Annotated in this window: 21 protein-coding genes and 1 pseudogene; 10 read left to right on the top strand and 12 right to left on the bottom strand. The window is 70.1% G+C overall.

Translation table 11 applies throughout. The features are described from left to right. Window positions 1–86: 86 nt before the first annotated feature. Window positions 87–2,012 (top strand): hypothetical protein, encoded by a 1,926-nt coding sequence (locus tag ACZ597_RS17250; protein WP_471330337.1) that lies wholly within the window; start codon window positions 87–89, stop codon window positions 2,010–2,012. Window positions 2,013–2,586: 574 nt separating this feature from the next. On the opposite strand, the gene ACZ597_RS17245 is transcribed toward ACZ597_RS17250, so the two are convergent. Further along, entirely contained in the window at window positions 2,587–2,940 is a 354-nt protein-coding gene (locus ACZ597_RS17245) for a hypothetical protein (RefSeq protein WP_471330334.1), read from the bottom strand. Between the two features lie 151 nt (window positions 2,941–3,091). Between ACZ597_RS17245 and ACZ597_RS17240 the strand changes: the two genes are divergently transcribed. After that, window positions 3,092–3,541: a spore-associated protein gene (locus tag ACZ597_RS17240; protein WP_471330331.1), complete on the top strand. Its 450-nt coding sequence runs from the start codon at window positions 3,092–3,094 to the stop codon at window positions 3,539–3,541. 189 nt (window positions 3,542–3,730) lie between these two features. Here ACZ597_RS17240 and ACZ597_RS17235 read toward each other — a convergent pair whose 3' ends face one another. The 4 genes from ACZ597_RS17235 to ACZ597_RS17220 are packed head-to-tail and all read right to left on the bottom strand — an operon-like array spanning window position 3,731 to window position 5,381. Continuing rightward, window positions 3,731–3,886 (bottom strand): hypothetical protein, encoded by a 156-nt coding sequence (locus ACZ597_RS17235; protein WP_471330328.1) that lies wholly within the window; start codon window positions 3,884–3,886, stop codon window positions 3,731–3,733. A gap of 16 nt (window positions 3,887–3,902) precedes the next feature. Beyond that, window positions 3,903–4,496 carry a DinB family protein gene (locus ACZ597_RS17230; protein WP_471330325.1) on the bottom strand — a complete coding sequence of 198 codons (594 nt, stop codon included), beginning with the start codon at window positions 4,494–4,496 and terminating at the stop codon, window positions 3,903–3,905. A 53-nt stretch (window positions 4,497–4,549) separates the two neighbouring features. Further along, a complete protein-coding gene (locus tag ACZ597_RS17225; RefSeq protein ID WP_471330323.1) occupies window positions 4,550–5,164 on the bottom strand; it encodes a hypothetical protein in 615 nt (204 codons plus the stop codon). A gap of 28 nt (window positions 5,165–5,192) precedes the next feature. Continuing rightward, window positions 5,193–5,381, bottom strand: a complete 189-nt coding sequence (locus ACZ597_RS17220; RefSeq protein WP_471330321.1) for a DUF6381 family protein — start codon at window positions 5,379–5,381, stop codon at window positions 5,193–5,195. 908 nt (window positions 5,382–6,289) lie between these two features. On the opposite strand from ACZ597_RS17220, the gene ACZ597_RS17215 reads away from it, so the two are divergent. Then, a complete protein-coding gene (locus tag ACZ597_RS17215; RefSeq protein WP_471330318.1) occupies window positions 6,290–7,489 on the top strand; it encodes a S8 family peptidase in 1,200 nt (399 codons plus the stop codon). Window positions 7,490–8,501: 1,012 nt separating this feature from the next. Here the strand turns inward: ACZ597_RS17215 and ACZ597_RS17210 are convergent. Both ACZ597_RS17210 and ACZ597_RS17205 read right to left on the bottom strand, forming a co-directional pair. Beyond that, window positions 8,502–8,813: a hypothetical protein gene (locus tag ACZ597_RS17210; protein ID WP_471330315.1), complete on the bottom strand. Its 312-nt coding sequence runs from the start codon at window positions 8,811–8,813 to the stop codon at window positions 8,502–8,504. Window positions 8,814–9,062: 249 nt separating this feature from the next. Then, window positions 9,063–9,641 carry an endonuclease domain-containing protein gene (locus tag ACZ597_RS17205; RefSeq protein WP_471330313.1) on the bottom strand — a complete coding sequence of 193 codons (579 nt, stop codon included), beginning with the start codon at window positions 9,639–9,641 and terminating at the stop codon, window positions 9,063–9,065. Window positions 9,642–10,398: 757 nt separating this feature from the next. Between ACZ597_RS17205 and ACZ597_RS17200 the strand changes: the two genes are divergently transcribed. Both ACZ597_RS17200 and ACZ597_RS17195 read left to right on the top strand, forming a co-directional pair. Then, on the top strand, window positions 10,399–10,716 hold the full coding sequence (locus ACZ597_RS17200; RefSeq protein ID WP_471330310.1) for a hypothetical protein: 318 nt from the start codon (window positions 10,399–10,401) through the stop codon (window positions 10,714–10,716). A 130-nt stretch (window positions 10,717–10,846) separates the two neighbouring features. Next, complete coding sequence (locus ACZ597_RS17195; protein WP_471330307.1) at window positions 10,847–11,056, top strand: hypothetical protein; 210 nt, start codon at window positions 10,847–10,849, stop codon at window positions 11,054–11,056. Window positions 11,057–11,698: 642 nt separating this feature from the next. On the opposite strand, the gene ACZ597_RS17190 is transcribed toward ACZ597_RS17195, so the two are convergent. Then, window positions 11,699–12,154 (bottom strand): hypothetical protein, encoded by a 456-nt coding sequence (locus ACZ597_RS17190; RefSeq protein WP_471330305.1) that lies wholly within the window; start codon window positions 12,152–12,154, stop codon window positions 11,699–11,701. A gap of 372 nt (window positions 12,155–12,526) precedes the next feature. Here ACZ597_RS17190 and ACZ597_RS17185 point away from each other — a divergent pair, with 372 nt between their 5' ends. Beyond that, window positions 12,527–13,252: a DUF4241 domain-containing protein gene (locus tag ACZ597_RS17185; protein WP_471330302.1), complete on the top strand. Its 726-nt coding sequence runs from the start codon at window positions 12,527–12,529 to the stop codon at window positions 13,250–13,252. A gap of 53 nt (window positions 13,253–13,305) precedes the next feature. On the opposite strand, the gene ACZ597_RS17180 is transcribed toward ACZ597_RS17185, so the two are convergent. The 3 genes from ACZ597_RS17180 to ACZ597_RS17170 all read right to left on the bottom strand — a co-directional run bounded on the left by ACZ597_RS17180 (window position 13,306) and on the right by ACZ597_RS17170 (window position 15,623). Then, the gene (locus tag ACZ597_RS17180; RefSeq protein ID WP_471330299.1) at window positions 13,306–13,932 is read right to left on the bottom strand and encodes a transposase; all 627 of its coding nucleotides are present in this window, start codon (window positions 13,930–13,932) and stop codon (window positions 13,306–13,308) included. A gap of 114 nt (window positions 13,933–14,046) precedes the next feature. Beyond that, window positions 14,047–14,544, bottom strand: coding sequence for a GNAT family N-acetyltransferase (locus ACZ597_RS17175; protein ID WP_471330296.1), 498 nt, complete (start codon window positions 14,542–14,544; stop codon window positions 14,047–14,049). A 200-nt stretch (window positions 14,545–14,744) separates the two neighbouring features. Next, complete coding sequence (locus ACZ597_RS17170; protein WP_471330293.1) at window positions 14,745–15,623, bottom strand: IS630 family transposase; 879 nt, start codon at window positions 15,621–15,623, stop codon at window positions 14,745–14,747. An 83-nt stretch (window positions 15,624–15,706) separates the two neighbouring features. Here ACZ597_RS17170 and ACZ597_RS17165 point away from each other — a divergent pair, with 83 nt between their 5' ends. Next, complete coding sequence (locus tag ACZ597_RS17165; RefSeq protein WP_471330290.1) at window positions 15,707–15,937, top strand: hypothetical protein; 231 nt, start codon at window positions 15,707–15,709, stop codon at window positions 15,935–15,937. Here the strand turns inward: ACZ597_RS17165 and ACZ597_RS17160 are convergent. Beyond that, window positions 15,882–16,922 (bottom strand): ISL3 family transposase, encoded by a 1,041-nt coding sequence (locus ACZ597_RS17160; RefSeq protein ID WP_471330287.1) that lies wholly within the window; start codon window positions 16,920–16,922, stop codon window positions 15,882–15,884. The two genes, ACZ597_RS17165 and ACZ597_RS17160, sit on opposite strands and share 56 nt — an antisense overlap. Window positions 16,923–17,600: 678 nt before the next feature. On the opposite strand from ACZ597_RS17160, the gene ACZ597_RS17155 reads away from it, so the two are divergent. From ACZ597_RS17155 to ACZ597_RS17145, 3 genes and pseudogenes are all read left to right on the top strand, one after another. Further along, entirely contained in the window at window positions 17,601–17,924 is a 324-nt protein-coding gene (locus ACZ597_RS17155; protein ID WP_471330284.1) for a hypothetical protein, read from the top strand. 626 nt (window positions 17,925–18,550) lie between these two features. Beyond that, window positions 18,551–19,138: pseudogene (locus ACZ597_RS17150) on the top strand (tyrosine-type recombinase/integrase). After that, entirely contained in the window at window positions 19,135–21,462 is a 2,328-nt protein-coding gene (locus ACZ597_RS17145; protein WP_471330281.1) for a tyrosine-type recombinase/integrase, read from the top strand. The pseudogene ACZ597_RS17150 and the gene ACZ597_RS17145 overlap by 4 nt, the downstream one beginning before the upstream one ends. The last annotated feature ends 4 nt before the right edge of the window (window positions 21,463–21,466 follow it).

Genomic DNA, 21,466 nt, shown 5'->3' with positions numbered 1-21,466 from the left:
TCACCGCCCCCCGGTGCCAGGGAGAGCCGGATGCGTCGGGGGCCGAGCGCCTTGTCCCACCGCGAGTCGGCAGGGATCATGACGGCGTGCAAAACCGAGGGAAATTCCACGAACTGCTCTCCGGCGCCGGACTCACCGTCGTCGAGGACGTCTGCCCCGGCAGCCTGCTCCCGTCGGAGGCCGGCTGGCGGATCGCGCGGGGGATCGCGGCGCCCTCGGGCGCGGCCCGGGAAGCCCTGGATGCCGCGTGGTGGCGCCGCCTCACGGATCCCGACGGGGAGTTCCTGGTGGCCGTCCTCGGGCATCGGATCGGCGGCAACGATGCCTGGTGGACCCGGGTCCGCCTCGCCGGCGGCGGTGTGCCGAGGCTGACCGGCGACCCCGGGTTCGTGGCGCTCTCCCTCGACGGGCAGGTGCTCCTCGCGAAGGTGCCCGGCGCGGACGGGCTTCGTGTGACCGCCCTCGACCGGCTGCCGGAGCGGCTGGAGGAGGCTGCCGCAGCCGCCGCGCACGAGACGGAGGCCGAGCGTGCCGAGGTGTGGGCGGCGGTGCCCGGCCGAGACGCGTGGCCACTGCACTGGGCTGAGTGGATCGGATCCAATCCGGCCGCACCGGACCTCCTGCTGATCCGGCTACTGGATGTGACGGACGGCTTCCTGCACGGATGCGACCGGCCCGCCGTCCTCGACGCCGCCCTCTCGCACCCCGATCCACGGGTGAGGGCGGCCACCGCCGACACCTTCAGGCCGAAGCTCACGTCCGACCAGTGGGTGCGTCTGGTCCGAGCCGAGCCGTCGCCGAGCCGGCGCGTGCTGTGGGCGGAGCGTGCCCGTGTGTGGGGCGCCGAACTCCCCGAGGACCTGTACGACGAGCTCCTTGCCGGCCCCTCCCGCGCCTCGGCCGCCGAACTCCCCGAGCTCCCCGCCCCTTGCCTCCCGAGCCTCGCGGCCGACGCCGACCCCCGGGTACGGACGGCTGCCTGCGCACGGTGGGAAGACCTCGCCGCGCCGCAGCAGGAGCGGCTGCTGGCCGACGCCGACGACGGGGTGCGTACGGCGGCGCTGCTCGCCCACCACGCCGGCAGCCCCATGCCTCGCGAGGTCTTCGCCGCACTGCCCGCGACCGGGATCCGGCGCGCGCTCGAAGAGTGCCGTCTCTCGCCCGAGCTGGAGGCGGAACAAGTCCGCGACGGGGACGCGGAGACACGCCTGGCACTGGCCGCCAACCCGCGGCTCAGCGCCCAGGGCATCGCCGTTCTGACGGAGGACCCGCACGCCGGCGTCCGCTCGGCGGTGGCCCTGCGGCCCGACCTCAGCGAGGAGCAGCGTGCCGCGGTGCGCTGGGCATTCGACCCGACGTCGATGTCGTACACCGTGCCCTGGGTCGAGCGCCTGCACGAAGACGCCGACGCGATGCGCCGACTCGCCGTGTCGTCCCATCCGCTCATCCGCCGGAGCGTGGCCCGTGCCCGGCACCTCCCCCCGGACGTCGTGGAGCGTCTGGCGCGGGACGAGGACCGCACGGTCCGGCTGTTCCTCGCCGAATCGTGCGACGACGCGCCGGCGGAGATGCTGCTGGAGGTCTGGCGCTGGTGGGACGGCAGCTTCAGCCACCCCGACCGCCCCCGCAGTCACCCCAACTTCCCCCGTACGGGCCTGCTGCGTTACGCCGGCGACCCCGCCGGCCGGATGCGCCGCCTGGCCCTGGACGACCCCGAGTCCGCATCCGCCGACGTCGCACGTCTCGCCCGTGACCCCGAAGCAGAGGTGCGCCGCCGCGCGGCCGAGGACGTCCGGCTTCCACCGGCCGACGCGGTGCGGCTGCTGAACGACCCGGCGGCCGGCGTCCGCGCGGCCGCGATGCGCCACCCGCGGCTGCCGGCCCGCGTCCTTGCCGGGCTGCTGCACGACCGCGAAACGGCGGGCACGGCGGTCACCAACCCCGCGATCCCGGTGCCCGTCCTGCACCGCATCCTGGACGCGGCCGCGGCAGCCGTGGCAGCTCGGCGCTGAACACCGCCTCCCGCGCAGCGCCGGCTTGCCAGGCGTTTGCTTCGGATCACCTCGCCGACCGGATGAACAGGGCACCGCGGGGCGCGGCGGAGGGCCTCAGGGACGGTGGCAGCAACGGTGGGCGTGTCAGGGACGTGCGGTACGGCCGAGCAGGCAAGACTCTCGGAAAGCCCGACATCGCCCCGGAGGTTCCATGCCGAAGAGCGGCGCGCCTCGCACCGGCGTCCAGCGTGAGGCCCCGGCGCGGGCGTCGCTGCCGGAGCCTCCATCCTCCCCCTGGTCGTCCTGATGGTGCTCGTGGCACCGCGGTCCGCGAAGCTGGTCGAGACGCGCGGTGCCCGCGCGACCCTGTTGACCGGTTACGCGTTCCTCTTCCTGGCCTTCGCCTGGATGCTGCTGTTCTGGGGCGAGCACAGCGGCTACTGGCAGATCGGCCTCGCCTACGTGTTCATCGGCATCGGCGCCGGCCTCGCCGGGACACCCGCATCCCACTCGCTGACCGGATCGGTGCCCGTGCGGCGGGCCGGCATGGCCTCGGGCACCGCCGACCTGCAACGGGACCTCGGTGGGGCCGTCACGCAGTCGGCTCGGCGTCCCGGTGCGGGAACATCAAGAAGACCAGCAGCGCGCCCAGGGCCATGGCGGCCAGACCGACGGCGTAGGCCCAGTCGTCGCCGTGGAGGAACGACTCGCGTGCCGCCGCGACGATCCGGTCTGCGTACTCGGGATGCGAACCGGTGACCGCCGCCTCCGAGCGGCCCCCCGCCCGAGATCCGGCTCGTCCGGCCGCTGCAGGAGCACGAGCCGGTATGCGCGGGTGCGTACGCCGTGCCTGCGGCGGCGTCACCGCCACGCCCTGGTGCCCCGACCACGGCCCGGCCGAGAGCAGGGCGAGCGGGAACCACATCGAGGGCGGGATCCGTTGCACGTTCCCCGGCCGTCCGTCGGCCGGCGGCCGGCGAACGGGGTGGTGAAGCGGCGCGGTCACATCTTTTGCCGATGATGCGCAACCGTTTCTCCGTCCTGCATGTCCCACCATGCAGGAGCGACCAACTCCAACGACGACCAGGGGGAAACACATGAGGTTCACCCGTTCCGTCCTTGCCACCACCGCTTTCGCCGCCCTGGCCCTGGGGGCCACGACCGCGCTGGCGGTGCCCGCCGCCGCCGCGCCCAACACGACGCCGCAGAAGGTCTGCGGAAGCGCCTACAAGACCGTGAACTCGGCCGCCATCGGCTCGCTGGGCACCGTCTACCTGACGTACAACGCCGCCAACGGCAAGAACTGCGTCGCGACCATCCGCAACAACCCGGGCGCGGCCGTGGACATGGCCCTGTGGATCGAAGTCCCCGAAACCTGGGAGCGGGGCGAGGACTTCGGCCGGTACACGTCGTACGCGGGCCCGGCCTACGTGTACGGCAAGGGCCACTGCGTCGACTGGGGCGGGGGCATCAGCAACGTGCACGTGCAGGTGTACAACTCCAACTGTGGCGCGCTCAAGGAGCACCGGGTCACCGAGGTCCGCTGACCCGAGCCCCTGCCGACCGCGACGCCCCGTGCCGTTATGCGGTCGCCGGGGGCAGGACGTACGACCCGAGGACCGCACGGAAACCGCCGTGGTCCGCCTCGCCCCGGCAGACTCGCCGAGTCCTGCCGGGGCGGGGGTCGTTCGGCGGGACCGTGCCCCGTGGGGAGCAGGCCCCGCCGACGGTGACGGTCACCAGTACATGACCGACGCGCTCCCGGAACCCCACGTGGAGTACATCCGGACGCGGAGGACGTAACGGCGGCCCGCGAAGAGCTTGACCGCGAAACGGCCGTTGCGGTCCTCGCCGCTGTCGTCGTCACCGGTGACGTAGCGGAGGTCCTCCATGCCTCCGGCTGCTTGATCAGGCCGGATTCGAAGCCGCACTCTTGGCGGTTGCCTCCAGCCTGTTCCAGTACTCCTGGTACCAGGCCGCGTCACCGCCGGCCATGTTGCTGTTGGTCTCCCGCATGCCGGCCCTGCCGTCGATCAGCTCGCGGACGATGTCGCAGTGGCCGGCGTGCCGGTTCGTTTCGGCCGTCATGTGCAGCATGACCCGCTGGAGGGTCACGTCGCCGCCCTCACCCCACCACGGGACGTGGCCCGTCGCATCGAGCGGGAGTGCCCCGATCGTCGCGTCGGCGTGTGCCCACGCGCGGCGGTACAGGCCGAGGACGTCCCCGCGTGACTCGTCCAGGGCGGCCCACATGTCCGCGTTGGGCTCGGCGTCGTCCTCGTGCCAGGGGAGGTGTTCGCCGTGCGGGCGTCCGAAGACCGGGCCGAAGTAGCCGAACTCGACGCCGGCGAGGTGCTTGACGAGGCCGAGCAGGTTGGTGCCCGTCGGCGTGAGGGGGCGGCGGACGTCGTACTCGGACAGCCCGTCCAGTTTCCAGACGACGGCGTCGCGGGCGGCCTGGAGGTAGCGGTGCAGGTCGGCCTTGGGGTCGTTGATCTCCATGCGGCCGAGTCTCGCACCGCCCGCCGCGGGCGGTCGCGTGATTTCCGGCCCGCTCACGAACCCTTCCCGCGCCGGATGGTCGAGACGACCCGCACCAGGGACGGCGCGGCGGGGGCCGACGCGAAACCGAACCGGACGGGCGGTACGACCGGGGCGAGCGGACCGAGGTCGGTCCCTCCCAGGGAGGCGACGGCCGCGGTGATCGGGAGCAGGTCGCGGGCCGCGTACCACTGCCGGCAGCCGGGGCGTGAGCTGCCGCGGGTGCGTACGCCGGCCAGTGCGCGGGCGGGCAGGGTGGTGAGGGCGGCCCAGACCGGCCGGCGGGCGAGCGGGGGCGGGACGGCCCGGAGGGCCAGGCCGAGCGGGCCGCGTCGGCCGACGTCGAAGCGCAGGGCCAGCGGCCCCGCCGAGACCTGCCACGCGGTGCCCTCGGCGTGGACGGCCACCGGTCCGGTCCGGACCTCGTCGAAGTGGTAGACGCCGGCGATGCACTCCGCCGTGCGCGGGGTGGGGGCGTACAGGACACGGTGCCCGTCGGCCCGTTCCAGCATCACGTCGTCGAACGCTCCGAACGGCGAGCGGAGCCAGCACCCGACGACGATGCGCACGCCGGAGCCCGTGCCCACCCCGGCGATCCAGCCGTCGAAGGCCATCCGCTCGCATCTCATACAGGGCGTGTGCCCGTGCCGCGCGGGGTTACATCGGGTCCATGGTGGCGCTCTCGGGTCCGTGGAGGTCTTCGAGCTTCTCCCGGATGTGCAGGGCCTTCTCGTTCAGTCGCCGGCGTTCGTCGGGGTCGGTGGACCGCTGCGCCTCGAGTTCGAGTTCCTCGGCCTTCGCGCGCATGTTCCGGGCCTCGTCCTCAGGACGGCCTTCGGTGTTCATCGGTTCTCCTCCGGTTTCGGGGCTGGCCGACTCCACTCAAGCACCCCCCCGGGCCCGCGCGGCGTTCGGCGCTCCGCGGCCGGCGACTCAGGCCATGGGGAGTCGTGGTCGGAGCTGATCGCGGACCGGTCGTCGACCACGATCAGGCGTCTCTCGCGTACGGCCCGCGCGCTGGGCCAGCAGCTGGGACCGGGCCCGCACCCGCATCCGGATCCGCGCGCCCGAGAGCTCCCGTACCTCCTCGGCGTTCCGGTCCCGGGTCGGGTGGCCCACCACCGCCGGGACGCCCGGGAGCTCGCCGGAGGCGCCCACCAGCGGAACGCCGGCGAGGACGAATTCGGGGTCGCCGCCGGCCCGGGGCAGGAAGACGGGCCGAGGCCGGACACCACTCCTCTCGGAAAGCGCGGCGCATCCCACTCTGGTCCGGGAGCGGTGTGGCTACCGGCAACGGTGCGGTCAGATGACTGATGCCACCTCTGTGACTGCGACGGCACTGTGGCTGCGGCTGGCCCGCATCCGGAACACCCCGCGCACGGTGGGACGCGCCCTGCGGGTCCTCGGCACCGCGACCGGCGGCCGCCACGGCCTGGAGCTCGCCGAGGAAGCCGTCGCGCCCCCCAGGCAGGCCCCGCTGCCCACCCGCCTCCGGCCCCGCGCAACCGGCCATGCGCCACTGCCGCCCGACGTCCGGAATCCGGAAGGTACCGCCCGGTCCCCGAACGTGACGGAATCGTGCAGGGGTTCGGGATCCGCTGTGGGCGACGTGAAGGCGGTGCGGGGGCCTCCGCAAGAAACCTTGCGGAAATGGCCCCGGACGGGGGGTCGTTGTTGATTTGCTCCTGTCAACCGGAACAGGGTTGCTCGGAAGGCCTGACGCCCCACACGTCAACCGGAGGAGAACTCCTTTCATGGCAACTCACAAGCGCCCGCGCCGACTTCGCTCCGCATCGATCGCGACGGGAGCAGCGGCCGCAGTGGTCACCACCGTGTTCGCGGTTCCACTCGCCGGGGCGGCCACCCCCGCCGAGGGCACCGTGTACGGACTCGGCGCACCGGGCGCGGTGGACGGCAGCTTCGTCGTCATACTCGACACATCCGCGAACAAGGAGGACCTGGCGAAGAAGTACGGAGGCCGGCTGGAGCGCTCGTACGGCTCCTCCGTCAACGGTTTCTCCGCCTCCGGACTCACCGAGAAGGAGGCCAAGCAGCTCGCCGCCGACCCCGCCGTCGGCACGGTCGTGCAGAACAAGCGCTTCACCATCAACGAGACCCAGCAGAACCCCCCGTCCTGGGGTCTCGACCGCATCGACCAGACCGCGACGGCCGGGGACAAGAAGTACACCTACCCGGACAACGGCGGCGAGGGAGTGACCGCGTACGTCATCGACACCGGCGTCAGGATCACGCACAAGGACTTCGGCGGCCGCGCCACCCACGGCTTCGACGCCGTGGACAAGGACGACACCGCCGACGACGGCAACGGGCACGGCACCCACGTGGCGGGCACCGTCGCCGGCACGGCGCACGGGGTCGCCAAGAAAGCCAAGATCGTCGCCGTTCGCGTACTCGACGACATCGGCTCCGGCACCACGGAGCAGGTCGTGGCGGGCATCGACTGGGTGACGGAGCACCACTCCGGCCCGTCCGTGGCGAACATGAGCCTCGGCGGAGGCGCGGACGAGGCGCTGGACGCGGCGGTCAAGCGGGCCATCGCCTCGGGCATCACCTTCGCGGTGGCCGCCGGCAACGAGTCCCGCGACGCCGGACAGGGCTCTCCCGCCCGGGTCCCCGAGGCCGTGACGGTGGCCTCCAGCACGGACGGCGACCAGCAGTCGGACTTCTCGAACTTCGGCTCGGTGGTGGACCTGTACGCCCCGGGCTCCGAGATCACCTCGGCCTGGAACGACAGCGACACCGGCACCAGGACCATCTCCGGTACGTCGATGGCCACCCCGCACGTCACGGGCGCCGCGGCCGTCTACCTGGGCGGCCACCCCTCGGCGACGCCCGCCGAGACGGCCGCCGGGCTGACCGGAAAGGCGACCGAGGGGGCGATCAAGAACCCCTCCACCGGCACGGCCAACAAGCTGCTGAAGGTGACCCCGTGACCGCCTGACCACATGGGGGCCATCGGGCCCCTCGCGCGTCCCTCACGGGGCCGCGCGAGGGGCCCGTCCGCATCCCCAGCGACCGCCCCGACGTGAACCGACGGCCCGCCGCAGCGTGCGCCCGGGCGGCGCGTCCCCGGAACCGGTCGCTGCGGTGCTGGAGCGACTGGGCCGCACCTGGGAGGCGGAACAGATGCCCGAACGCCTCGCGGGCACGCATCATCCGCGCAGCCGGCCCCGCACGCAGCGCCCCGGCCGGGGCCCTGGCCCGGCTGCCGAGGCGCGCCCCTCGAACTCGGGATCGGGTACACCTCCTGCAAAGGCGAGGCGGGTGCTTCGTGTAAGGGCCGGTCACAGGAGCAGCTGGCCGATGTCGGCCCGCCGGCCCGCTCTGCCACCCCGCCCAGGAGGCACCGGCCGGCTGCTCCCCATGCCCGCCAAGAGGACCTCCCCGCCCTCGAACCCGATTCCACCCGGCATCCCGCATGCGAGGGACGACCCATCCCAGAAGTGCGTGCGGGTGTAGGGCTACTTCCGGTATTCATGGGGATGCCCTAATCGATTTCCCGGACCGGGGCGTTGTGGCCGCCTGTTCATCGCACTCGCGGGGATGAGCCCAAGGCCGGGGAGGTCAGCGGCCTCACGGGCGTCCGCTCCCGGCAGCCGCGAGAATGAAACCGTCGCCGCTCGGCACGATGTACCGGTGGGGCGGCACCTGCACCAACCCCCACGGCCTCAACGCCTCCGAACGGTGCGACTGCTCCTCCCTCACCCAATGCTCCACCTACACCCAGATCTACGACGGGCACGCCCCCGGAGACCTGCTCTTCACCCGAGGATCGGCGGGCAGCACCCGAGCACGTGGCCATGGCGATCGGCTACGGGTACGTCGTGCACGCACCCCGCACCGGACAGCCCGTCAGCGTCGTCAAACAAGCCGAACGCTGCCCCATCCTTGCGGTGCGGCGCATCGTCGGCTGAAAACGCTCGGATGACATCCCGTAGCACCTTGCTACTGACCTGACCTGGCGAAGATCCACCGCAGCCCCGAGCAGGACGAACAGATGCGCACGGCACACGTAATGACCGGGGCAGTTCTGCTGGCCTTACTGGCCACAGGCTGCTCCGGCGGTACCGACAGCGCGGAGAACAAGCCGCTGCGTTGGACCGGAAGCTCCCCCGCCGCCCCAGCGCTGAAAAAGGTGAGCGTGCCCGCCTCATCCGACGCCTCAAAGGGGTGGGACGAGATCATCTCGTGGGTACCGGAGTCCGTCAACATGCTGCCGGTGACGGTCGTACCGCGGTCGAAGAACGTGGCGTTCATGCAGGCCGCGTCCAACGGCTACACCATCTTCGCGCGCCAGGGCGACGGCAGGCTGGCCTGGCGATCCGCCCCCTGGGCTCCGCCCGTCCCGGTGGCCGGAGCACAGTCAACCTCCAGCCGCGCGGCGGAGATCCCGGACCTTGCTGGTGGCTTCCATCCAGGACAGCGGCACCGCCTTCGGGACAGTTCGCGACACCGCGGAAGTCCGTACGCAGGCCATCCCGCCCCTGAGCGGCTCCACCTGGGCCCTCAGCCGCCAGGCCACCACCCGATGTGCCCGTTCTTGACCATCTGGGCGTCGTGAATGGACGCCCAGGAGGTCGGCAGGTAGGCATCGTCGCGGCCGCGGATGACCCGAGCCTCTGACCTCTGGGCCGGCGGGTCGGCGAGGTAGGCATCGATCCGACCGTTCGGAATGCCCCTGCCGCGGTCCCGCCTGCGCTCGTAGGCCGGCAGTTCGATGAAATTGCAAGACAGGCACAGGATCCCTCGAACGCAACAGCGCTTGCCGGAGCGCGTCAACCCACAGCAATTGTGGTCGTGGTCGATCTGCCACGGACGCGGCTCCACGTGCGGAATGCCACCGTCACACGTGGCCTCGTTGCTTTCGCACAAGGCACACCGGAAGCCCTGTGCACGCCAGATGGCGTTGTACTGGGAGATGGAGAGCCCGTACTTCGCGAACGCCGCCCGCATCCGAGAGCACGGCCGACACTCCCCGCTACGGCCCAGACCGGGAGTCCACTGCTCGCACCTGCGGCAGACCTCGTCTGCGCCGTCACGCTCAACCTGTTCCATTGCCCGAATCAGCCTGTCCGCCGTCGACATGGCGTGATCCTAGACGCAGAGACCGGCAGGCAGGCCTCCTTCGCCCAAGAAAGCAAATAGATCGCAAAGAATCTTAGCTGGCTGTTGATCTGGCCCTCCGTTCGTACTTGGTCCAGGTGAAGGGGCTTGTCCCCCAAGCTGGAGGCACCGTGCAGCACACAGCCCCGCCCCGACCGACCACCGGCTGGCCGACATGAGCCTCCCGACCCTGCCGACTCATGAACTCCTCGCTCAGCTCCAGGCCGCTGTGCACGCGAGCGCCGCCTACCAGACCGCCCTCGGCGTTCTCGGGGCGGCGGTGTGGCTCTGGTGGACGATCCGCCGAGCGGCCCTCGTCCGGGAGGCGCTCGCCCACCGGGCCCAGGTCGAGGTGATCCCTGCCGCCACCTTTGACCCCGGCGAAGGCGAAGTACGCCGTGACCGCCGCCATCTCCCGCACCAAGCCGGCGCCGGGCACCCACCCCCCGGCCCAGGGCACCCCGCTACGTGCAGCGCGCCGAGCTCGTCCTGGGCCTGCCTGACGACAAGGCCCGTGCTTCCCTCGGCCTGAGCCCAGACCCGCTCCCGCAGCTGGCTCAGGCCCTGGCCTCGGTCCGCACCTAGGACGGGGAGAAGGACGAGGCCGTCTTCGACCTGATCCCTGTCTCCGAGCGGGGCCTGGTCCGGCGGAGCCGGCGCCTCCAACCGCTCCGAGCGGATCCCGCGGCAGACCGACCTGCGCGACGGCGTCGGCAAGCTCGAACCCAGCGCAGGCGCAGTGCTCGCCGTGCAGATCCTGCTGCGCACCGAGACCGCCCACCCGCAGCTGGCCCTGGCCCGGATGCACCAGCTGATCGCGGCGCTGTCGATGACCTCGGGGGAACTACCTCAAAGCCCGCCCCGCCGCTGGTCGATCGGCCGGTTCGGGCGCCGCTTCGCCCCCGGCGAGTTCGCACCGCATCGCCGGCAATGGCTGACCGTGCCCGAGGTGACCGGCTGGCTCCCGCCGACAGTGCAGTGCGCCGCGTCCAGCATGGTCCGCTCCGGCGGCCTGGTCCCGCCGGCCCCGGCCGACCTTCCCGTCTACACCGGGTAGCGCGACTTGGTCCCTCTCGGGGTCGTCGTCTACCCCGACGGCCGCGAACGGATCGCCGCCGCCCGGGTCGAGGACCTGCTCTTCGGCCTCCAGCGAGGCACGGCTGACCACGGCAAGACCGAAGGCCCTCGTGCAGTGCATCGGGATGGCCCACTCCGGCTACGGGTGCTGGTTCCTCGACCCTCACGGCGAGGGCTGGGCCCGGGCCAGGCCCAACCTTGCGCACCCACAGACCGTCGACCGGCACTGGGAGATCAACCTCGCCAAGGCCGATCCGGACCAGCCGGTCGTCTCCTGGAACCCGCTGTCGATGGAGGGGCGGAGCCTTCCCGAGGTTTAGGACATCGTCCGCTCCGTCACCGAATCCATCGCCGCCGCCCAGGACTGGGGCGCCCCCCCCGCGCCCACACGATCCTGGCCCGCGCAGGACGCCCCGCGCGAGCAGCGCGAGACCTTCTGGGCCTGGGGCGACGAGCTCACCGCCCTTGACAGCACCAGCAGGGGCATCAGCCCGTGCACCGAAACCCACTCGGCCCAGGCCCGGCCGACCACTCGGACCCAGGAACAGGCAGCCCGCCACCTGCTACGGCGTCGGACGAGTCCTCGCTACTGGCGAGTCCTGCACTCGACCCGCACACCACTACGTCGCTACCAAGTCCCGGACGAGAGGCTGACAATCGACATCGAGCACCAGCACACTGAGCACATGCGATACGAGGAGAAGGCGAAGCTCACCGTCACGAGAGCCCTGGCCCCCTTGGCCATCCTTGTCGCCTCACCAGTGCTGCTGATTGCCGGAGCTCCGGTCCGACGCCGATACCTCCGCTACGTCCACAGGGAGGGCGTCCCACCGATCCTGGACAAGCAGCAGGGCCGAATCAGTGTCCACTGGTTCGTAGTCACCAGCCCTCTTCTCGCATGGCTCTGCTGGCCCACAGAGTCGCTCGCCCGACTCATCTCGCGGCGAGGTTAAACGGCAAGGTCAGAGCGCGATCGGGCGGTACTTCATAACCTCGTCGACGATCTGCTCCGCAGACGCATCCTTGAGGGCGTTCGCGGGATGGAATACCAGGTCGCTCACCCGGGGATTCGACACGTTCGCCACCAGGAGCCGCAGATAGTAGTCGCTCTCCGGGTCGGCCTTCAGGAGTCTGCGAACGATCTCGACAAGCTCGTCCCGGGTGATGTCCGCAATCAAGGGGCGAGCGGGCCTGGCCGCCTCCCTCGCGAACCCCTCCAGACTCCTGCTGCCGTCGTACTCCGCGAAGGCCAGAGCCTCGTAGTCGTGACCGGTCGTCGCGTTGAAGGCCGCGATCGCCTCGCCCGCCGCCTCGGGGCGAGCATCCAGCAGGTCAGCGATCCGCTCCACCTCGGCGCACAACTCATCCAGCCGCTGCCGACTTACGGGCGGGGGCATCAACTCCGGTCTCAGGTCCACAGCCGAATTATGGCCATCGGTGCCGGCCACGCCAGGGCCGAGCCCTCTAGGGTGCTGCCACTTCTCGGTTCTGGCACAGATCTTGGGGAGCGATCACGGATCGTGACGGTTTCGTTCGATTGCAGGGGGCTCGCGAGCTCGGAAAATGTGGCTCGTGATGGAGAGATCTGAATCTCCCCACCCCGTCCTCACATGGCCTCAGAGCTGCTCAGCTCCCCAGGCTTACCACCGCGCTGTCCCATTGGTCTAGCTGCGCAGCAGGTTGATCGGTCGGGCATCCTCACCTCGGGAACGATGCGCGAAGTGCCGATGTCAGCGGGCCCACGTACGTTTTGGTTGACCGCCCGGCCGGGCGGCGAGAAGGGGTGAGACATGAAGTGGGTCGGGGACGCGCGGCTGGCAGCTGGCCCTGAGGCCGCCTGGTACCTGGAGACGGCTTTCACGCCCGGCGCTCACCTGGGGACGGTGCACGACGATTCGACAACGCCCATCGTTGTGACAGGGATCGAGGAGGTGACCACCATGCGCATACCTAGCGGCCGTCTTGTCGTTGATGCTCCGTTCGACGACGACGACGTCTCGAGATACGAGCGAGGGTTGCCGACGAGGCCCCCGCGGGAGCTGGCGGTGAGGATTCCCCCGGGCGTCTACCGGGTGGAAATCGCGTGGACGGCGGGCTCGTACGAGTTCTTCGGCGAGTACTTCGATGGCGTTGAGTGTGCCGCGACGCGCCTGTGTATCAGCGACGACCCTGTGATCGTGTGGGAGATAGGCCTGGGGGTCGGCGACGACATCGACAGGCTTCAGCCAGGCAAGGAACCCCAGTTTTACTCCGACGCGAATGTCGGCTGCTTCGCCGACGCAGGTGCGTGGACGACCTTGTCCGCACCGTTTCGCGCATTTAAGGACGGCAGCCCGGTGCCGCGCGAAACCGAACGGCTGCCGGGATGGTGCGAGCGGGTACGCGACGAGTCGCAACAAGCCGATCTGGTGATGTTCATGGCCGAATCGGGCGGCGTCGTCTGGCTGGGCCGCACCAAGACCGGCGACGTGGCCACGATCGTCGTCACCAGCGGCATGCCCGGCGCCAAAGCCTGATGTAGCTGCCGCGTGAGCACCGACCAGCGACACGGAGAAGCCACAGAGAGGCGCTACTGCAGCAGAATCATTTTGCGGAGCAGTTCGAATCCGGCTCGACCGTAGAGCCGCCGCTTGATCTTCTTGATGCGGTTCACGGCCCCCTCGATGCTGCCGGAGCTCCAATACAGGGTGAGCCCCGCCGTCACGGCATCGAGGTCCCGGAGCAGATGGAGTGCGAATCGCGTGAGGCCAGGTAGTTGGCTGGCGTCGACTGCTTCGATCCAGGCGGGGAGCCTGGCACCTTGACGATCGCTGAGTATCTCGCCGAAGTCGCGGACATGCCCGGCGGCTGTGTCCAGTTCGGGGCAGCGTGTCAGGACATCCTTCAGGCCCGCGCGGTTGTCCTCGCTCAGCGCGATGGGGTGGCGGGTGAGCCAGCCGGTCACCTGGCGCACCGTCGGAGGCCGGGGCGGCGCGCCGGCCGGAGCCCCGCGGAGGGTGGCGATGTGGGCGCGGACCATCTGGTAGGTGCCGGGTGCGTTGTCGGCAACGAGTTCGCTGTGGAGGTGGGTGACGCTGGTGCATCCCTCGGCGAAACGTCGTTCCAGGTAGGGCTTGTAGGGGTCCAGCCTGCTGGGCCGGGGCCGGTTGTCGCGGATGGTGTCCTGCCAGCATGCGGCGTTCGCGTACCGGAGCACGGTGTTGAGGCCCCAGCCTAGTGCTGCTCCGCAGAAGTTCGTGGAGGGGCGTCCATATGTGGTTGCGCCCAGCGCGATCTGAGTAGAGCTGGGCTGGTGCCAGGGCTGGAGAGGTCAGTCGTCCAGCCGAAGGCCCATCAGGACGTCATCCACGTACGCGCCGTCCAGCAGGAATTCCTCCGGCAGCACGCCCTCGACCTGGAACCCGCACCGTTCGTACAGCCGCCGCGCCGGGATGTTATGCCCGAGTACGCGCAGCGACATCCGGCGGGCGCCCTGGGTACGGGCGGCCATGCAGGCGGCCTCGACCAGGGCCTGCCCGACCCCGCGACCGCGGACGTCGGGGGACACCTGCAGACCCTGGATCTGCCGAACGTGCTGGTTACTGGCGAGCGGGGTCGGCGGGACCTGACGGATGTAGCCGATCACCCGGCCGGCGAGCTCGGCTATCAGGAAGGGCTCTACCCCGTGCCGCTCGTCGAACATCGATGCGTCCTCGGCCCGCTGCGGCATGACGTCGCTCAGCCAGGACCAGCCGGCCCGATCGAGCGCGTTCAACGCGGGACCGTCCGACACGCAGGCGGGGCGGATTGTCAGATCATCATTCGGCACGGCGACATGCTAGTCCTGCGCCGAGAAGTCGTTGATCAAGCGGTCCTGAGTGGGGTGCCTTCGTAGGTCCAGCGGTATGGCTTGGCTGTCTCGTTGTGCCCGATCGTGTATGCCTCCAGCTTATCGATCAGGTCGTCGCGGCTGGCGAAGTCGCCGTGCCGCAGGACCCGGCGGGTCAGGGCGGAGAAGAACAGCTCGGCCTAGTTGAGCCAGGAGGCGTGCGGTGGGGTCCAGTGGACGTGCCAGCGCGGGTGCGCGGCCAGCCATGCTTTCGTGTGTCTGGCGGTGTGGGAGGAGCCGTTGTCGAGCACGACGTGAATCTCCTTGTCGGGGGCGATGGCCCGGTTCAGCTGGTCCAGGAACGCGGTGAAGGTAACCGCGTCGTTGCGGGTGATCACCTCGGTGAGTACTTCGCCGCTGGTCACGTCCAAGGCGGCAACCAGGGAAGCGGTGCCGTGGCGGCGGTACTCGAACTCCTGGCGAGCGAACGCGCCGGGGGCGGTGGGGCGCCCGGGATACCGGCGCGAGCGGGCGGCGATCGCGGTCTTCTCGTCGATCGACAGGACCACCGCACCCTCGGGCGGGTTGAGGTAGAGGGCGCACACGTCCGCCGCGCGTTCCCAGAAGTCGGGGGTGTCGCGGCGGGTGAGCCAGCCGCGGACCTTGTGCGGCTTCAGGTCCAAATCCGCCAGGATCCGCCCGACCTGCGAAGCTGAGACCGGCGCGAAGCAGGTCCCCGCAACCTGCGCGGCGATGGTCCGGTGCGACCAGGTCGCCTCGGGATGCGGCGGTGCGCTGGTGGCCGTGGCCACGATGGCCACTCGCACGTCGGGCCCGTAGATCCTCGGCCGTCCCGACCGCCCGACGTCCCGCAGCCCGTCCGGGCCGCGGGCGGCGAACCGGCCCCGCCACTTGCGCACCGTGTTCACGCTGACCGTCAGCTCCCGGGCTATCGCGCCGTTGGCCCGCCCGTCCGCCGCTGCGAGCACGATCCGGGCCCGCAGCACCGCCCGCACCTGGGACTTCGACGAACAGACCGTCCGTATCAGCCGCTCGCGGGCCTCCCGATCGAGCACCACCGCGACCGCCGTCCCCGCTCGTCCTGCACCCTGCACGGCAGACGATCATGGCGGACGGGTGTCACACCCGGCAGGATGGGCCCGTGCCGAAGAACCCCCCGGAATCGATGCAGCACCACCTGCACCAGCGTCTGAACACCTACGCCCAGGCACGCTGGCCGCAACTGGCCCGGATCGACGTCCGCTTCCGCGCCGGATTTGCCTACGTGGCAGCCGAGCTGAAGGACGGGGAAGAACTACCCCTGTGCCGCATCCGCTTCACCGGCGCACTCCACACCTGGGGCTTCGCCCTCTACGTCGACACCCCCGCCTGACCATCCCCTGCACCCTCCACGAACTAACGCGGGGCACCACTAGGTGCCGGGCAATCGCCCGGCGTGAGTGACCTTGAGCGAGGAGCTCGTGGACCAGGGCGTGTGCTGCCTTCTTCCGTTCGGCCCGCCTGCCGGCGGGCCCCAAGTCGTCCTGCGGCCGACTGGAACCCAGAGGCGCCTCCGGCAACAGGCTGCTGGGCGATGGGTTGCGTAGGCAGTCGCGATGGGTGGCGACGCAGGTTTCCACGGCTCGTCCGAGGCTCTGCCACAGGTGGAACCGGTCGGCGACCTGCAGAGCGTCGGGGGCACCGCGCCGGGCACCCTCGGCGTAGGCACCCGCCCGGTCCCGGCAGATGATCTCCACGCCGGGGTGGCGGATCAGCCAGGCGGCCAGTGGCCCGGCTTCACGGGTCGGGAGCACATCGACCACGCGATGGTCTTCGACGCTGGTCAAGACGGTGGAGTAGGTCTGACCGCGGCGGATCGCGAAGTCATCCACGCCCAGCACACGCGGCGTGCTGAACTGTGGATCAGGCAATGCCATGACCCTGCGTAGCAAGGTCATCCGTCCCGCACCGAAGCCCAGTTGGGCAGCCAGCCGAGCCCCGGCCCGCCCGGCCAGCACGAGCCCCACTCGCTCCAGGGCGTGGTTGAGCCGCGTGGTGAACCGTGCGTGCGGGGCGGCCAGCCGGGAGAACGGCTCGGCGAACGTCCGACGCGGACAGTCCGCCGACCCGCAGATGAAGCGCCGGACCGTCAGCCGGATCGTAAAGCCCTGCTCAGCGAGCGGTAGATCCTTCAGCCTGCGCTGGTAGCGGTCGTGGACCCGGTCGGAGAAGCGGCCACAGTCCGGACAGGCAGAGCCGGTCGAGCGGCCTCTCGCCACCACCTCGACCGTGCCGAACGCGGCCCTCACCGCCTCGACGTCCACATCGTCGATCCCGGCGAACACCAGCGAGTCCCAGAACGGTGCATCGGTCTGCATGACCAGCACCATCACCGTCCAGGGCCGCCCGCAGCAGCGGCTGGCCGACACCTGAGGGAGCGTCAATTCTGCTCGCTGTACGGCAAGGCGTACGCGGTCTCACGCGAACCCACCCCTTCGCAATCGAACAACCAGGTGACGCTCTGCGACAGCTCCCCAAGATCTGTGCCAGAACCCACTTCTCATCAACATTTCCGGACATCTCGATCAAGAACCGATGCCAGGCCCCATCAACATTCGCTCTCCCTTCTCAGCCTCTGGTCCATTTTCCGTGGAGGCTCACGGATCGTGATGTCAGCGGTGTGTGGTGGGATGGCCGGACTCTGCCGTTGATCTGCTGGGAGACCGTCGTGACGTCTTCGTACCCGTCCTTGACTCGAGCCTTGGCCGAGGCCTTGGTCGATGCCCTGTGGTTCATCGATGGCAGCGAAGACGAGCAGATGGATCAGGACGATGCGGTCAAGGTCATGGAGGGCGTCGCCCACGTGGTCAGCACGCTGCCGAGACCAACCCCGCTCGCCGTGAGTTCCTGGAGGAGTTCCCGGAGGGCGTCGGACTCATCGACGAGCTGCCCTGAAGGTTCGGCTTGCCACGCAAGGCCGCCACAAACCCGTGCTGCGACGGTTGATCCTCCACCCAGAACCATCACCATGAACTCGACGATGTTGGATAGGCGGCATGGTGAGACGCAAGAAGGAGAAGAAGACGCGGCCCGCCTGGGGCATTCCGAAGGGGATCTTCCTGCTTGCGACGCTGGAGGGATGGCGCACCAGTGTCCTCACTGAGAGCGGAAATCTCTGCGGCCGGCTGGACGTGCCGATAAACACCGACCCGCAAGACGCGCGGGCTGCGGCGGCGGTGATGGTGACGGAACTCGCGCGCGACTTCCACGACACCGAGGCGGAGGTGAGCTGGGAGCCGCCCCGGGAACCTTGGTCATGGACCGCCCAGGTCACCCTCGCCGTCGAAAACGACTCACCTTCGCCGGACGCTGAAGGCTGAACGGCAAGTTCAGGAGTAGAGCAGAACGCGCTTGCGGACGAGTTCGAAGCCTGCTCGGCCGAACATCTGGCGTTTCAGCATCTCAAAAGTTACGTGGAATCTGCCGGGGTGATCATGTCTCCCCGGTGCAACCACGGACTTGGGAGATGGCTTGAGCGGCACGACGGTGCTGAGGGAGAAGTGGCCGGTGCTGGGCCGGCACGAGCAGGCGGCGGTGTGGCTGGAGATCTGGACCGGTCTGGGGCGGGCACCGAAGACGATCGACGCCTACGCGCGTGGGCTGGCGGAGTACCTGCTGATGTGCGGGCGGGAGGGTGTTGACCCGATCACCGTAAATCGCCCCGACATCGCCCTCCACGTGAGGGAGTTGACCTCACGGCCGCACCGTCGAGGTGCGAACGTGGTGGCGATCGACTCTGGGTCAGGGCTGGCGAACGCCACGATCCAACAGCGTCTGGTGCCGGTCCGCCTGTTCTACGACTTCCTCATGGAGGAGGTCTCGCGAGTCCAACCCGGTGGGCCGGGGCCGCAACACTGGGCGCCAGCAAGGCGGCCAGCAGCGCGGACTGGTGCCGCGGCTCACGAAGCTGCCATGGATCCCCAGCGAACAGCAGTGGCTGGAGATAATGCAGGTCGCGCGGGAGGAGCCGGTCCACAACCGGGTGATGCTGGCCCTGGCCTACGATTCCGCGCTGCGGCGCGAGGAGCTGTGCTCGCTGCGGGACGACCTTGATCCGGCCCACCGAACGCTGAGGGTGCGGGCCGAGACGACGAAGAACCGGCTGGAGCGGGTGGTGCCGTACTCGGCGTCGACCGGCGTGCTGATGTCGGCCTACCTCGCCCACCGGGCCACGATCAGCCGGGCCAGGGGGCCGCTGTTCCTGTCGGAGTCCCGGCGCAACCACGGACAGCCGCTGACCCTGTGGACCTGATCGAAGGTGGTCCGCCGGCTCGCCCTGGCGGCCGGTGTCCCACGGTTCTCGACCCACACCACCCGGCACCTGTGTCTGACCGATCTGGCCCGGATGGGCTGGGAGTTGCACGCCATCGCCACCTTCGCCGGCCACCGCAACACCGATTCCACGCTCCAGTACATCCACCTGTCTGGCCGGGACCTGGCCGACAAGCTGGCCCGCGGCATGGAGCACATCCATGCCTGGCGAATACGGATGCTCACGTCCGCGGACGGTACGAAGGCGGAGGTGTCGCGGTGACCGCACCGCTGCCGGCCATCGCCGCCGAGGACGGGGCCGGACGCTGGTCCTGGCCGATCACCCGGCCCCGCGACAACACCTCGGTGGCAGTGCGACCCGCCGAAGCCAGGGCCGTGGCCGACCTGGGCCTGCGCAACCTGCGGCGACTGCAGTACCACGACCCGTCCGCGCCCGGCTGGCGCGTGATCGCGCGGCTGCTGGCTCCGCTGGAGGCGGTCAACGTCGCACTGGACTCCCCGCCCACCCCGCATCGCCGACGGGCCATGCTCGACGTGGTCGCGGTACTGCTGACGCGGTGCGCGGAGACCGGCAGGACCTTCTGGGGCTGGACCGAGGAGGAATGGTTCCACCTGCTCGGCCGCACCCAGGCCGAGTTCCGCCAGCACGCGCCCGCCTGGGCCGGCGACGAGGTCCGCCCCTATCTCGCGGCGCACGCCTACCTGCTCGGTTCCTTCAACGAGTTCCACCGACTCGGCAGCTTCCAGCGCCTCACCCTGGCCTGGCGGATCTTCGGACGCGACCGCGTCAACGGCGAGATTGCACCACTTCGCGAGGTCCTGGGCGCCTGGGGCTACCGGCTCGGCCGGGACGAGGACACCCTGCTGCCGATGGTGGCCTGCCAGCTGTTCCTGCTCAACCGCAGCCCACACCTCGAAGACCTGGACACCGCACTGTTCGACCGGGTCCGCCACGACGGGCTGCTGGAGGGCAGCCGGCTGAACACCCTGCACGCGATGCAGCGGGCGGTCGCCGAGCTCGGGTTCTGCGATCCTCCACGTCCCGGCACCGGCCGCCACTCGGCCCGGGCCAGCGGCGGCGCGCCGATCTGGGAACAGTGGGCCGACCGCTGGCACGCCACCTCGACGCTGACCCCGCGCGTTCGCGGCGGCGTCCGCTCGAACCTGCTCAAGGTCGGCCGGTGGATCGCCGCCGAACAGCCCGACGCCGCCGACCCGGCCGACTGGACCCGGCAGACCTGCGCTTCGTGTATCGCCGCGCTGGACCGGATGAAGGTCGGCGACTACGTCCAGCGCACGATCGGGCTGGGCGACCGTCTCGGCAAGCCGCTGGAAGCGCCCAGCAAAGCCGGGCAGATCACCGCGCTGCGGACGTTCTTCCGGGACTGCCAGGAATGGGAGTGGCTGCCCCGCCGCTTCGATCCCCAGCGCGCGTTGGCCATCCCCCGCAGCATCACCGCCCTCCTCGGACCCGACCCCAGGGTGATCGCCGACGAGGTGTGGGCGAAACTGCTGTGGGCCGGCCTGAACCTCGAGCCCGCCGACCTGCCCCAGACCCGCTCCGGGCACTTCTACCCCTTCGAGCTGGTCCGCGCGGTTATGCTGACCTGGCTCTTCTCCGGACAACGCAGCAACGAGATTGCCCGGCTGAAAGTGGGCTGCATCCGCTGGCAGCACGACGGGACACCGATTGCCGGCGACTCGCAGCAGGCCCTGGCCCGCGACGCGGTCTGCCTGCTCGACGTCCCCACTCACAAGACCGGCACCGCCTTCACCAAGCCGGTTGACCCGATCCTCGGCCAGGCCGTCGACGCCTGGCAGGCTGCCCGCCCCGACCAGCCGAAGTTCACCGACCGCCGCACCGGCGAGCTGGTCGACCCGCTGTTCGCCGTCCGGGCCCGCCGCGTCTCCACCAGCTACATCAACAACACCATCATCCCGATGCTCTGCCGCAAGGCCGGAGTCCCGGCCACGGACGTCCGCGGCAACATCACCAGCCACCGCGCCCGGTCCACCATCGCCAGCCAGCTCTACAACGCCAAAGAACCCATGACCTTGTTCGAGCTGCAGGCCTGGCTCGGACACCGTTCGCCGCAGTCCACGCAGTACTACGCGAAGATCACGCCGAACACCCTGTCCAAGGCCTACTCCGAAGCCGGCTACTTCGAGCGCAACGTGCGCACCATCGAGGTCCTGGTCGACCGCGATGCCGTCGCTTCCGGAGCCGCCGCGGCCGGTGAGCCCTGGCAGCACTACGACCTCGGACACGGCTACTGCAGCTACACCTTCTTCGAACAATGCCAGCACCGCATGGCCTGCGCACGCTGCGACTTCTACACCCCCAGAGCGTCCAGCAAGGGTCAACTCCTGGAGGCCATGGAGAACCTGCAGAGGACGCTCGCGGCAATTCCGCTGACGTACGACGAACGCGCCGCGGTGGACGACGGGCAAGCCACCCTCGACCAGTTGCTCAGCCGACTTTCCGACGTCCCCACGCCGGCCGGGCCGACCCCACGGCAGATCGGTATCCCAGCGCAGGCCACCCTTCTGCCCGTCATCGAGATCAACCAGAAGCCGACCCAGTAGTCAC

It is taken from the genome of Streptomyces sp. NPDC040718, assembly GCF_055593565.1.
Note: the sequence above shows the minus strand (reverse complement) of the source record. Positions and strands in the feature narration are given on the sequence as shown.

What these genes read in the sequence shown, in the direction of transcription:
- ACZ597_RS17215 (WP_471330318.1), top strand. Translation starts at nt 6,290, where the DNA reads ATGGCAACTCACAAGCGCCCGCGCCGACTTCGCTCCGCATCGATCGCG.
- ACZ597_RS17230 (WP_471330325.1), bottom strand. Translation starts at nt 4,496, where the DNA reads ATGGAGATCAACGACCCCAAGGCCGACCTGCACCGCTACCTCCAGGCC.
- ACZ597_RS17185 (WP_471330302.1), top strand. Translation starts at nt 12,527, where the DNA reads ATGAAGTGGGTCGGGGACGCGCGGCTGGCAGCTGGCCCTGAGGCCGCC.
- ACZ597_RS17205 (WP_471330313.1), bottom strand. Translation starts at nt 9,641, where the DNA reads ATGTCGACGGCGGACAGGCTGATTCGGGCAATGGAACAGGTTGAGCGT.
- ACZ597_RS17220 (WP_471330321.1), bottom strand. Translation starts at nt 5,381, where the DNA reads ATGAACACCGAAGGCCGTCCTGAGGACGAGGCCCGGAACATGCGCGCG.
- ACZ597_RS17225 (WP_471330323.1), bottom strand. Translation starts at nt 5,164, where the DNA reads ATGAGATGCGAGCGGATGGCCTTCGACGGCTGGATCGCCGGGGTGGGC.
- ACZ597_RS17240 (WP_471330331.1), top strand. Translation starts at nt 3,092, where the DNA reads ATGAGGTTCACCCGTTCCGTCCTTGCCACCACCGCTTTCGCCGCCCTG.
- ACZ597_RS17155 (WP_471330284.1), top strand. Translation starts at nt 17,601, where the DNA reads ATGGTGAGACGCAAGAAGGAGAAGAAGACGCGGCCCGCCTGGGGCATT.
- ACZ597_RS17210 (WP_471330315.1), bottom strand. Translation starts at nt 8,813, where the DNA reads ATGAACGCCACGTTCTTCGACCGCGGTACGACCGTCACCGGCAGCATG.
- ACZ597_RS17160 (WP_471330287.1), bottom strand. Translation starts at nt 16,922, where the DNA reads ATGCAGACCGATGCACCGTTCTGGGACTCGCTGGTGTTCGCCGGGATC.
- ACZ597_RS17235 (WP_471330328.1), bottom strand. Translation starts at nt 3,886, where the DNA reads ATGGAGGACCTCCGCTACGTCACCGGTGACGACGACAGCGGCGAGGAC.